The sequence below is a fragment of the Paenibacillus sp. 01T47 genome, assembly GCF_056398245.1.
In genome coordinates, this window is record NZ_JBFTPA010000003.1 from 260,238 (window position 1) to 272,951 (window position 12,714).

Below are 12,714 nucleotides of genomic sequence, written 5' to 3' on the forward strand. Positions count from 1 at the left end.
AAGATATGACTAAAGATACCATATTGCGCGCAATCGGTGCCCGTCCAGAGGATCAGCGAAAGCTGCTTATGATGGCACCTGTTTTTTTTATTTGCGGCATATCTGAAATGCTTAATTACAATGGCTTTATGACGTTGTTCAATCAGCGGTTCGGAAGTGAATACCTTCCCTATGTATATGCGGCGGAGGCTATCATTTTGCCGATGGAGGCGTGGCTCTTGTCTTGGCTTGCTGCTAGGCTGCCAAAGCCGAAGCTGATGCGCGTCTTATATGGAATAATGTTAGGCATCGTTGCCGTAAATGCATTGGTGCTACTAGTATTGCAGAGCTTCGATCTAGAGCTGAGAGGGTATTATCCCGTCTTGTTCATAGCGTCCAGCTTTGTCGTAAGGCAGCAGACCCTATTGCTTTGGAGCTTGGCCGTTGATTTGTGCTCGACGCAGCAAGCGAAGCGTCTCATGCCCGTGTTCGTTGGCTCTGCAACGCTCGGCGGAGTAGCGGCAGGTTTGCTTGCACAGCTTTTAAGCCTGTTTTTTGGACCCGAGGTTATTTATGCCGCTTCCGGTTTGCTGCTTCTGGCTGCATTGCCGAATTACCGTAAAGTGATCACCCGTTATTTGGTGCCATTGTCGATCAAAATCGAAGCAAATGCTCTGGAAGAGGAACCGGTGTCAACGGGAGCGGTGTTTAAGCACGCGCTTCGATCTCCTTTTTTGCTAACCGTTATTTTGCTCATGACACTGATGCCAGCTCTTTATTTTCTAATGGAATATGAGTTTCTGAACGTAACAAAAATGTCATTCCCAAGCGAACAGGCTTTTAGCCGGTTTTTTGGGATGATTACGATGGTGTTGTTTGTTCTTGCCTTTTTGCTGCAAACCGTCTCAGGCAAGCTGATGGCACGCCTTGGTGCAAGCCAAATGCTTACGGCTATATCAGGCGTTTATGTTCTCGCCTTTGCCGGCGCTTTATTTTTTGTTGGCGGTCCAGCGGCGCTTCCAATGATTTCGATCGGCTACATGCTGTTATATTTGCTGCTTTATTATTCAGCCGAGCCTTCCTATCAGCTGTTCTTCAAGACGCTTCCGCTTGCGCAGCGTGACAGCTACAGATATGCCGCGCAAGGAATTGCGGCTACGGCGGGCATTTTGATCGGCGCTGGCTTGCAGTTTTTGCATTCAGGCTTTGGGGTATCCTGGACAGCCTTGTCGTTTGTAGGATTTGCAGGCGCTGTGCTGCTGTTTGTGCTTGCTTGGTTCGGCAGAAGATTCTATATGCGCGAGCTTGTAGGCAGCATACAGACAATTGGCGAGCAGGATTTAGCGGAGCAGTTCGATGAATTTAGTCGAAACGAAGCTGCAATGGCAGAGCTCAGGGCCATGTTAAAGCAGCCGATAGATTCTGCGAAAGAAATTGCCTTGCAAATTATCGGCAGGCAACAAAATCCGAATGATGTTGCCGATTTGCTGGCGCTGATTGATGATCCGAATCCACGCATTCGCGTTGCTGCGGTTAGAGCGATGAATCTTGAGCGCGCAGACCTGCATGCGATGGTGAAGGTAGCAGCATTTCTTGAGGATCAGGACGATGAGATGCGTGCTGAAGGAGTAAGACAGATTGGCAGAATGAAGCATATGGAGCATCAGGCTTTTTATTTCCTGCGGCAAAAGCTGCTTGATCGGCATCCGAGTGTCATTGCAGAGGCAGTCAAAGCGATGTACTCCTTTAACAATGCGGCAAGCCTCGAGGCTTGCGCGGAAGTGATCGATCGTATTCTTGATGCGGGAGGCGAATCCTCGGTTTATATTTGCCGAGTTATCGCGGAGCTTGAGCTGTATTCGTTTGTGCCGAAGGTTGAGAAGCTTGTTGATGATGCGCATCCAGCGGCAAGGGTTGCAGCAATCGCATGTTTGGGAAGGCTTAAGGTTACATCCATTATACCCATTCTGCTGGAGCGTCTCCCGCTTATGGACCAAGAAATGTTCCGCACGACGACAGAAAGCTTTATTCAGATGGGCGATGGAGCGATCGAGCTGCTGACTGACAGCTTGAATGGCGCGCCGCCGAAGCGATGGACAGCTGTGATGATTGCGCTCTCGGCACTTCTGCCAGACGAGCAGGTACGTTCTAAGCTAACGGATGAAGCGTTAAGCCGATTAAGTGAGCTTGAGGCAGCGTCAGGTTATTCCTTGTCGCTTAAGCAGCTAGGGAAGACGGAGCTAGCAGAGCTTGCTTTGCTGCGCTGGCGAGAGGTTCGCGACTTTATTTTTACAGGTGTATGGGCGGTGCTGACCAAGCTTGCGGATGAGCAGGTTGTTGATGCGATCAGAAGGGCAGCTGCTGATGAAGATGAAGAAATTCGCAGCAATGCTTGGGAAGTGCTCGCGGAGGGCATGGGTGAGCGCAGATTATCGCAGTTTCTGCTGACCGTTCTAGAACGCGGCGAAGCTGGAAGAGAAGTAACTGCCGATGAGGAAGCGACTGTCCTATTGGAGGCAGCTCTAAACGGAAATGATGATTGGTGGCGGGAGATCGCTGCAGCGGCGTTAGTGGAGGAGGGGGATCAAATGTCGAAAGACCAGCAGATGATGAGCCGTTTAAACAAAGTAGTCTTTTTAAGGCAGGTTCCCTATTTCGCTGATTTATCGCTTGAGGAGCTAGGCTTAATCGCTAATATTGCCGAGGAGTATGTATGCCCGGATGGAGAGAATCTGCTGCAAAGAGGAGAGCCTAACCCCGCGATGTATGTTATCGTTGACGGCAATATCGAGCTCACGAGCATTTCCGCAGCAGGCTGGGAAGGAACGATCGGCGTACTCGGTGCAGGGGATGTGTGCGGCGTAACTTCAGCGCTCGACAGCACCTCGTCTACAGTAACGGCGCAATCCTTGCTTGGTGATGTGAGAGTGCTGAAGCTGCTGGGCGAGAATGTGTCAAGGCTCATTCGTTTGTACCCGGAAATAGGAATCGGGCTGCTCCGAGCGTCGTTCGCACGCATTCGATTGCTGGAAGAAATGATGATGCGAATTGATTCGTAGCAATAAAGCAAGCTTAGCGGTTGCAACGGTACTTCAGATTGCATATAATATAGATTATTATTTCATAATCGAAGTAAAGCGATGATGGAGAAGAGTAAGCAGTGCTTTCGCACAGGAAGAAGACGCCGTAGACTGAGAGCGTTTTTGTGAAAATAGGCTGCCGAAGTTCACTCCTGAGCAGACACCTGAAACGCCATAATATACGGCGCGTGTAGGGAAGGTCCGGTTCCCGCCGTTATGGGGCTAAGGGATTGTCATTCAGCGCCTCTAGGCGACGTTAGCCACACTTGGTTATGCGTACAGGCTGATGCTCAATCCGAATTAGGGTGGTACCACGGTTCTTTCGTCCCTTTAGGGAGAGAGGGCCTTTTTTTGTGTAAATATAACCATTTATAAGTTTATTAGCTTATAAAGAGCTTATATTTTACCGCGAAACGTTAGCTAGGCCTCCTAAGGATGGCTTTAGCCGTTACGCTTGCATGATTTAGGGATGATGATATGGAGGCGAAGAAAAATGAAGGAAAGATTGGAAGGACTGCGCGTTGAAGCATTGCAAGAGCTTCAGCATGTGGATACGCCACAGCAGCTAAATGATTTGCGCGTTAAATATTTAGGTAAAAAAGGCGCTTTGACTGAAATTTTGCGCGGCATGGGTGGACTAAGCGCTGAAGAACGTCCAGTAATTGGTCAAGTAGCGAATGATGTTCGAGCAGCTATTGAAACGGTTATCGATGAGAAGCAGGATGCATTCCAGCAAGCTGAGACGAACAATAGACTCCTTGCAGAGACGCTGGATGTTACGCTGCCAGGCAAGCAATTGCCTACCGGCGCAGTGCATCCTTTAAACAAGGTAGCCCAAGAAATTGAAGATATTTTTATCGGTCTTGGCTATACAATTGCCGAGGGTCCAGAGGTTGAAGAGGATTATTACAACTTCGAGGCATTGAACTTGCCTAAGAACCATCCAGCCCGCGACATGCAGGATTCGTTCTATATTACGGATGATATCTTGATGCGTACGCAGACCTCCCCGGTTCAGGTTCGTACAATGAAAGCAATGAAGGGCCAAACGCCTGTTAAAGTCATTTGTCCGGGTAAAGTTTACCGCCGCGATGATGACGATGCGACACATTCATTCCAGTTCAATCAAATCGAAGGTCTTGTCATCGGCAAAAATATTCGGATGAGCGATTTGAAAGGAGCATTGCTGCAATTCGTTCAGCAAATGTTCGGCTCACAAGCGCAAATTAGACTTCGTCCAAGCTTCTTCCCATTCACGGAGCCAAGTGCTGAGGTTGATGTTACTTGCGTTCAGTGTGGCGGCAAAGGCTGCCGCATGTGCAAGCATACGGGCTGGCTTGAAATTCTTGGCTGCGGCATGGTGCATCCACGCGTTCTTGAAATGGGCGGTTACGATCCGGAAGAGGTCAGCGGCTTTGCATTCGGCATGGGCATTGAGCGTATCGCGTTGTTGAAATACGGCATTGACGATATTCGTCATTTCTATACGAACGATCTGAGGTTCTTAAGCCAATTCGCAAGAATGTAGCAATGAGAGAAGGGAAGAAAAGAGATGAATGTATCCTATAAATGGTTAAATGAATATATCGATTTGTCCGGCTTCACAGGACAGGAGCTTGCGGAGAAAATGACACGCGGCGGCATTGAAATCGATGTTGTGGAATCTCGCAATAAAGGCGTGACCGGCGTCGTAGTTGGTTATGTGAAATCGAAGGAAAAGCACCCGGACGCGGATAAGCTGAACGTGTGTAAGGTTGACGTTGGCACTGGCGAAGAGCTGCAAATCGTTTGCGGAGCCAAAAATGTCGATGCAGGCCAGCTTGTCCCAGTTGCAGTAATCGGTGCTGTATTGCCTGGCGATTTCAAAATTAAACGTGCAAAGCTTCGCGGCGTTGAATCCCAAGGGATGATTTGTTCGGCGAAGGAGCTTGGCTTGAATGAAAAGCTTCTGCCAAAAGAACAGCAGGAAGGCATTCTTGTTCTTCCAGCTACAACGAAAATCGGTGCGCCAATTGGCGATGTGCTTGGCATTAACGATGAGGTGCTCGAGCTTGATTTGACGCCAAACCGTTCAGACTGCCTCAGCATGATTGGTGTTGCTTATGAGATTGGAGCTTTAACTGGCCGTGAAGTTCGTCTGCCAAAGGCTGTTATAAATCATACAACCGTACGTGCGGATAGCCTTGCAACGGTCAGCATTAGTGCACCTGAGCATTGCTCGCATTATTCGGCTCGTTATATTAAAGGCGTAAAAATCGGTGAGTCCCCATTGTGGCTGCAAAACCGATTGATCGCTGCCGGCGTTCGTCCAATCAACAACGTTGTTGACGTTACAAACTTTGTTATGCTTGAATACGGCCAACCGCTTCATGCTTTTGATGCAGATCGTTTGCCTGGCGGCCGCATTGATGTTCGCCTTGCAAAAGCTGGCGAAACGCTTGTTACCTTGGATGATCAAGAGCGCAAGCTAGAGCCGCATATGCTCGTTATTACTGATGGCGAGCAGCCAATTGCCCTTGCAGGCGTAATGGGTGGAGCAAGCACCGAAGTTACAGGCGAGACGGTCAACATTTTGCTAGAATCAGCAAAATTTGATGGCGGCACCGTGCGCAAAACGTCACGTCAACTAGGACTTCGCTCGGAATCAAGCATTCGCTTTGAGAAAGAAGTAGATCCGGCGAGAGTTATTCCTGCGCTCGATCGTGCTGCTTCCCTTATCGCAGAGCTTGCTGAAGGTTTAGTTGCTGAAGGTATTGTAGAAGTGCATGCAGGTGAAGTGAAACCAGCCAAAGTGTCCGTTTCATTGGATAAAATTAATGGCTATCTGGGTACAGAGTTGTCCAGACTTGAAGTTCAGACGATATTTGGCCGTTTGCACTTTGAATATGAGCTGTCAGGCGACAATGTATTTACTGTAAATGTTCCTACACGCCGCGGTGATATTACGCGTGCAGTAGATCTAATCGAGGAAGTAGCTCGTTTGCACGGCTATGATGAAATTCCTACTACGCTCATTCACGGCGATGTTGTGCCAGGTTCGCTAACGAAGCCGCAAGCTATTCGCCGCGAGCTGCGCAAGCGCCTGTCAGATGCAGGTTTGCATGAGGTTGTCAGCTATTCCTTCACGGGACCTGAGCGGACGAAGTTATTCCCTGCACTGGCGGAGCATACGAATCCAATTCGCCTAGCCATGCCTATGAGCGAGGATCGCAGTGTTCTTCGTACGACGCTTATCGCACAGCTTTTGGAGACTGCGGCTTATAATCGCAATCGCAAAAATGAATCCGCAGCGATCTTTGAGATCGGCAGCGTATTCCATACCGATGAAGAGCAATTGACTCGTCTGCCTCATGAGAAGCATCGTTTTGCAGCTCTTCTGACTGGCAATCGTTCAGAAGCGGAGTGGAATACAAAAGCGGCTCAAGTTGATTTCTATGATGCAAAGGGCATTTTGGAAACGGTATTTGCCGTACTTGGCTTAACAGCCAGCGTATCATTCGAAGCGGCACAGCCTGAGCATTTCCATCCAGGAAGAACGGCTGCTGTTCTTCTTCACACGCCTAAAGGCAATGAAGTAATTGGTTATGTTGGCCAACTGCACCCTGCTCTTCAACTTGAGGAGGATCTAGCTGATACGTACGTGCTGGAAATTGGACTTGACCTCATCTATGAGCAAGCAGATGCGGCAATCGAATATAAAGTATTGCCCCGCTACCCGGCTATGCAGCGTGATATTGCAGTAGTCGTGGATCAAGAGGTTGCTGCTGCCAAGCTAACTGGCGTGGCATGGGACATTGCAAGCGAACTGCTTGAGTCTGTACGCGTCTTTGACGTATATACAGGAGAGAAGCTGGGAGCTGGCAAGAAGAGCGTGGCTATATCGCTTGTTTACCGTCATGGCGAGCGTACATTGACGGATGAAGAGGTAACAGAGCTGCATGGCAAGGTTGTTTTACAATTAGAACAATCTTTTGCAGCAGAATTACGCAAGTAGGCAGGAAACCTTCAAAGCCGCATCGAAATAGTTCCTAGTGAGCTATTGATGCGGCTTTTTTCCTTGTAAATATAAGGAATGATTGGTTTTTTCATAACGGTCATGTATTTATATTTGCTAGAGAAACGAAAGCAGTTCCTCTCTGGACGGCAACGGTTGAGAACGTAAACAACGTATGCCCCTGAAGGATGATGTCAGCCGTTTAAGCTAGCTCTACTTGTATATTAGGAGGATTCGCCTTAATGGATGCTGAACAAACGGTAGTTACGGTTGATATATATGGAATTCAATATAAGTTAAAGGGCCATACCAACGTAGAATATATGAAAAGGGTTGCAGCGGCGATTGACGAGAGCATGAAGAAGCTGGCGAAGGGGTATCCGCGTCTTGATATGCCGAAGCTGGCTGTCCTCTCTGCTGTGCAAATAACAGAGGAAGTATTTCGATTGCGCCGCGACAATACAAGACTTCTGGAGGAAGAAGCGAAGCTTAATCTCCTGATCAGAGAGCTGGAGCAAATGAGCGAGCAAGCGGTCTCGCTTAAAGCTGAGCTTGCTGAGACGAAGCGTATGGCAAGCGAGCAATTGCAAAAGGCTAAAGCGGCGGCAGAAGCAGAGCTGAACGAAATGCTGGCGCTTGCCGCTGAGCAAGCTTCAGCTCAGCAAGCGGCAGCAGCCGAGGCAATGAAGGTGCAAGAGGAGACGATCATCCGTCTTACACAAGAAAATGTGGAACGGATTACAGCGCTCAGAACGAAAAAGGATGAGCAATTTGCACAGCTCCAAGCTCGGAAGGATTCAGAGCTGAATGAATTAAAGCGTATGATGGAAACGAAAATAGAAGAGCTCAGCAGCAAGAAGGCTGCTGAACTAGCAGAGCTCGCAGGCCAGAAGGAAACAGAACTTGCAGAACTTGCAAATCTGAAGGAAACAGAACTTGCAGAGCTTGCAAGTCAGAAGGAATTAGAACTTGCAGAGCTTGCAAGTCTGAAGGAAACAGAGCTTGCAGAGCTTGCAAGTCAGAAGGAAACAGAACTTGCAGAACTTGCGAGTCAGAAGGAAACAGAACTTGCAGAGCTTGCAAGTCAGAAGGAATTAGAACTTGCAGAGCTTGCAAGTCAGAAGGAAGCAGACCAAGCAGAGTTTGCCATGCTGAGAAAACAAAAGGAAGCAGAACTGGCTGAATTGCGATTGTCCAAGGACAATCAGCAGCTTGAATTGGAGCTGGAGAAGGAAGAACTGCGATTGGAGCTTGAACAAGTGAAGGCAGATGAACTGGCTTCACTTAGACAAGAAAAAGAAGCCCAATTAAATGCTTTAGCCTCGGAGCAAGAAGCGCTGCTTACAGCATTAAAGGCAGAGAAAGAGGCGCAGCTGACTGAGCTTGAAGGAAGCTGGCAGAGTAAATGGGATGAGCGAGAACTCAGCTGGTTAGCCCATGCAGAAACCTCGCAGCTAGAAATTGCCCGCCAGAGTGAAGAGCGTGAGCAGGCTTGGAAGGCAGAAGCCGTTAAAGCAGAACAAGCTTTTCGTGCTGATCTTGAGCGGCGTAGAAACGGATGGCTGGAGGAGCGAGGCAAGCTGCAAACCCAAATTGCTGAGCTTCAAGAAGGCTGGAAGAAGGACAAGGAATTATTTGAAAATCGTATAAATTCAGCAGATGAGCAGCTCGTACAGGCAATGGAGCAGGAGGAATCCTTCCGCACATCATATGCTCAGCTGGAACAGGAGCTCCGTGAAAAAGAAAATGAATGGGAGCTGCTGCAAAGCGAGCTGAATGAAACACGCAGCAAGATCGAGGAGCTGCAGGAACAGAGCAGCCAGTCCTTAGCACAAATCCAAGAGCTGGAACAGAAGCTTGTTCATGAACGCAGTCATGTTTCCGCTGCGGATAAGCGGGCAACAGATTTGCAAACGCGATTGAAAGAAGCAGCGGAACGTGAGCAGCAGCAGGAACAGAAGCAGCTTGAGCTGGAAGAAGAGTTATTAAAGCTGCAGCTTGAGCTGGAAGAGCAAGAATTGATGAGTCAGAAGCAGACAGAAGAGCATAACAACCTGCTTCGGATTGAGCTTGAAAATCAGAAGGAATTGCTGGAAGAAGAGCATGAGCAGAAACTGCAAAAGCTTGAGGATGAGAAGCGTGAGCTTGCTAGGACGCTGCGCGAGGAGCATGAAGGGCAGCTGCGAATAGTCGAAGCCGACAATGACGAGCTGTTTAAGCAAATGACCGCAGAAAGCAATGAACGCTATGAGCAGTTGGCAGAAGAGAAGGATGCCAGATACAAGGAGCTTGCAGCAAGCCATGAGGAACTGAATAAGAAGCTTGCTAGACAATATGAAGAGCAGCTGCAGCAGCAAGCAAATCAACATGAAGAGCAGCTTCTAGAGCAGGCACTGCTATATGAGGAGCAAAGTAAACAGCTTGTCCTTGAATACGAGGAGCGGAGCAAGCAAAAAGCAGCTGAGCATGAAGCAAATAATAGAACAATGGCTTCGCTTCATGAAGAACAGCTGCTAGAGCAGGCTGTGCAGTACGAGGAGCAAAATAAGCAGCTGGCTCATGATTATAATGAGCAGGCAAAGCAAAAGGCAGCCGAGTATGAAGCTAGGCAGAATGAACTCGTTCAGAAATACGAAGAGAAGCTGCTTGAGCAAGCGATTCAATTTGAAGATGCTCAGAAGCAGCTGACAAATGATTTTGAAGCCAAGTCCAAAGCAGCGGCTGTCGAGCAAGCCGCAATTGCGGAGCAGCTCGTTGACCAGTATGAAGAGCGATATAATGAGCTTGCTGCCAAGCAGGATGAGGTTCGCAAGCAGCTAGTGAATGAACGGGAAGCTCGATTGCAGCAACTGGCAGCAGAGCATGACGAGCAATTAAAGCAGTTATCTGCGGATCAAGAGGAGCTGCTGCTGCTTCAGCAGCACGATTACGAGACTGCGACCCAGAAGCTGCAAGCGCAGCTGGACAAAATTGAGCAAATTGCGGCTTCTGCTGCAAACGGTGAACAGGTCTATAAGGCTGATTTGGAGAAACTACAAATTAGAGAACAAGAGCTAACGGAGCAGTTGGAATGGACAGCAGCTCGAGAGCGCATTGCAGCTCAGCAGCTAGAAGCAGCTTCTGCCCGTGAACGTGAGCTCAGTGAGCGATTGCAGGCACAGCAGCAATATGCGGAACAGGTGGCTGCTGAGGTGAAGCAGTATGAGCTTGAGAAGAAGTCGCGTGAATCAGCGGAAGAGGAGCTGAGAGAGCGGCTAGAGCGAGCAATGCAGGAAGCAGCTGCCGCATCCGATTTGAAGGAAGAGCTGAGCGAGCATACGTCTAAGCTTGCAACAGAAAGAGATGAAGCAGCTCGTCAGGCTGCGCGATTAGCCAGTGAGCGTGATGAGGCGGCAAGCGCACTTGAGTCACTTGTCTATGAACGCGATGAAGCAGCTCGTTCTGCAGAGAGGCTAGCTGAGGATCACGCTGATCTGCAGGAGCAGCATCATAAGCTGAAAAATGAATATTCGAAGCTGCAAACCGAATACAACGAATGGATCGAGCTCATCGAGCACAGCTGATCCAGCGATAAGAACCAAGAAACCGCAGAAACAAACAAAGGCTATTGCCAACGTTTGTTTCTGCGGTTTCTTTTTAGAGATTAACCATAAGATACGATTGTGCCAGTTGGACCGCCGGCGGACAAGCTTGCTAGACGAATCAAGTCCGGTGTAACGATTGCAGGATCTTTGCCGGTCGCGTGCATTTCTGTACGAAGCATGCCGGGATTATAGAGGTTTGCAAGAATACCATGCTCATACTCCTCATCGGCTAAGGTGCGTGTCAACGACTCTAATCCTGCCTTGGCTGCGCTATATGCTGCATAGCCGCCTGCGCCGTTCCATGACAGGCCGGAGGTAATATTAATAATTCGTCCATATTTTGCTCTGCGCATAGTTGGTAAAACAGCCTTAGTCAGCAGAAATGGTCCTGTCAGATTGATCGCAATTTGATTTTGCCATTCTTCTGAGGTTAGTTCGAGCACGCTGCCTGATTCAAGAACAGCAGCATTGTTCAAAATAATATCGATATGCCCAAATTGCTGGACGACTGCTGAAATGGTGTCTTGGACTTGCTGCTCATCGGAGACATCTGTTTGCAGCACTAATGCATCTTTTCCCGTCTTTGCCTTTACAATCGAAGCAGTTTCCTCAAGCTTCGCAAGTCTTCTCCCAAGCAGCACAACATCTGCGCCTTCTGCTGCAAACGAGATTGAAGCTGCACGTCCAAGCCCCGTACCAGCTCCACTAACAATGGCGACTCGATTTTGTAAAATTCCCATCACCATTTCTCCTTTCGCTTTGCATATTGTTAATATTTTATCAGAGGGGACAAGGAGGGGAAAGAGGAAGGTCATCAAATTTTCTTACTCGATTGTTAAATAAAAATGATATATGCGATAAAAGAAAAATATATGTAGTTTGGCTGCGTGAATAGAGCAAAAAAATGATATGATCCCCAAAATGCTCACTGCTTAGGTAAAAAATAAATATAACGGAAGTTTATCCTGCTTTAGCCTCTCTTCTCAGAGTAAAATAGAACAGGCAACAACAAAAAAACAGCAGAGCAGATTCATTCCATCCAGCTCGGCTGTTTTTAAAATTTATTTATTTTCAAAATCGTTTATTCTACGATCAAAACAGCTTTCATTTCTCTATGCCCTGCTCCGCATGGAACGGAACAAATCATTTGATAACTTCCCGGCTCACTAATGTTTACAGCGATCGTGTCGCCATTTGAAAGTTTGTAGTCGGTTTTTTGAATCTGAACGCCATGAATGCCGTCAACCGAATCAAGCTTGAGATTAACCGTCTCGCCGGCTTTGATTTTATATTCCTTTTTGTCAAATTTCCAGTTAGATGCTGTCATGACAAGGTCAGATGAAGAAGCTCCGCTATCTGCTACTGTTGTATTTGTTTCTTTATTTTCAGGTTTGGCTGTGTTTGTGCCGCATGCAGCAATGACAACGACTAAACACATTGCGCTTGCAAATAATAACCATTTTTTCATTCGTAAAGCGTCCCCTTTCGATTATCCAATGTAATAGGAATGTTTTGGATTGTATCTATTGTACCTTAACCAGCTTTCAATTGCAGTGACGGTGTGATGACAAACTCATGAATTTCTTGTGAAAAATTTGGCAGTACGCAGCAATCAGCCCTTGACCGCCATTAAGGCAATCAAGGGCTGGTCTCACATAGAGCCTGCATTAATCGCGATCGCGTCTGCCTGCTTCATAGGGAGTGCTGACCGGAATGAACAGGTCGATGATCCCGATAACAAGAGCAGCTAAGATGGCGCCAAGCAAAGTTACAGTTACGCCGCCTACGATAAACTGAGCAATCCAGATAACAGCTGCGCTTGCGATGAAGCCAACGATTCCTCGGCCAAAGGGTGTAACCCGCTTGCCGAATATGCCTTCAATTACCCAACCTAGTGCAGCAATGACAAGCGCTAAGAAAAAGGCGCTCCAAAATCCGCCTACGCTAAATTGTGGAACGATAAACCCAACAAGCATTAATACCAGCGCGGCTACGATAAACCGGACGACATGTCCCAAAAAAGACATTTTATAACCCTCCTTAAGTTTAACAAATGGAAAACAAAACTGGAGCTGTT

General features: G+C 47.9%; 7 protein-coding genes. 4 read left to right on the forward strand and 3 right to left on the reverse strand.

Translation table 11 applies throughout. The annotated features are described in order from the left end of the window. The first annotated feature begins 5 nt into the window (after positions 1-5). The 4 genes from AC1DOV_RS08560 to AC1DOV_RS08575 all read left to right on the forward strand — a co-directional run bounded on the left by AC1DOV_RS08560 (position 6) and on the right by AC1DOV_RS08575 (position 10,616). Positions 6-3,038: a cyclic nucleotide-binding domain-containing protein gene (locus AC1DOV_RS08560; protein WP_441879024.1), complete on the forward strand. Its 3,033-nt coding sequence runs from the start codon at positions 6-8 to the stop codon at positions 3,036-3,038. A 514-nt stretch (positions 3,039-3,552) separates the two neighbouring features. Further along, positions 3,553-4,587, forward strand: coding sequence for a phenylalanine--tRNA ligase subunit alpha (pheS, locus tag AC1DOV_RS08565; protein WP_339207691.1), 1,035 nt, complete (start codon positions 3,553-3,555; stop codon positions 4,585-4,587). A gap of 24 nt (positions 4,588-4,611) precedes the next feature. Then, complete coding sequence (gene pheT, locus AC1DOV_RS08570) at positions 4,612-7,053, forward strand: phenylalanine--tRNA ligase subunit beta (protein WP_441879021.1); 2,442 nt, start codon at positions 4,612-4,614, stop codon at positions 7,051-7,053. A 242-nt stretch (positions 7,054-7,295) separates the two neighbouring features. Next, on the forward strand, positions 7,296-10,616 hold the full coding sequence (locus AC1DOV_RS08575; protein ID WP_477549705.1) for a hypothetical protein: 3,321 nt from the start codon (positions 7,296-7,298) through the stop codon (positions 10,614-10,616). 80 nt (positions 10,617-10,696) lie between these two features. Here AC1DOV_RS08575 and AC1DOV_RS08580 read toward each other — a convergent pair whose 3' ends face one another. The 3 genes from AC1DOV_RS08580 to AC1DOV_RS08590 form a co-directional block, all read right to left on the reverse strand. Then, the gene (locus tag AC1DOV_RS08580) at positions 10,697-11,377 is read right to left on the reverse strand and encodes an SDR family NAD(P)-dependent oxidoreductase (protein ID WP_339207694.1); all 681 of its coding nucleotides are present in this window, start codon (positions 11,375-11,377) and stop codon (positions 10,697-10,699) included. A gap of 341 nt (positions 11,378-11,718) precedes the next feature. After that, the gene (locus tag AC1DOV_RS08585; RefSeq protein ID WP_477549706.1) at positions 11,719-12,105 is read right to left on the reverse strand and encodes a cupredoxin domain-containing protein; all 387 of its coding nucleotides are present in this window, start codon (positions 12,103-12,105) and stop codon (positions 11,719-11,721) included. 199 nt (positions 12,106-12,304) lie between these two features. Continuing rightward, positions 12,305-12,664, reverse strand: coding sequence for a phage holin family protein (locus AC1DOV_RS08590; protein WP_076267892.1), 360 nt, complete (start codon positions 12,662-12,664; stop codon positions 12,305-12,307). Between the last annotated feature and the right edge of the window lie 50 nt (positions 12,665-12,714).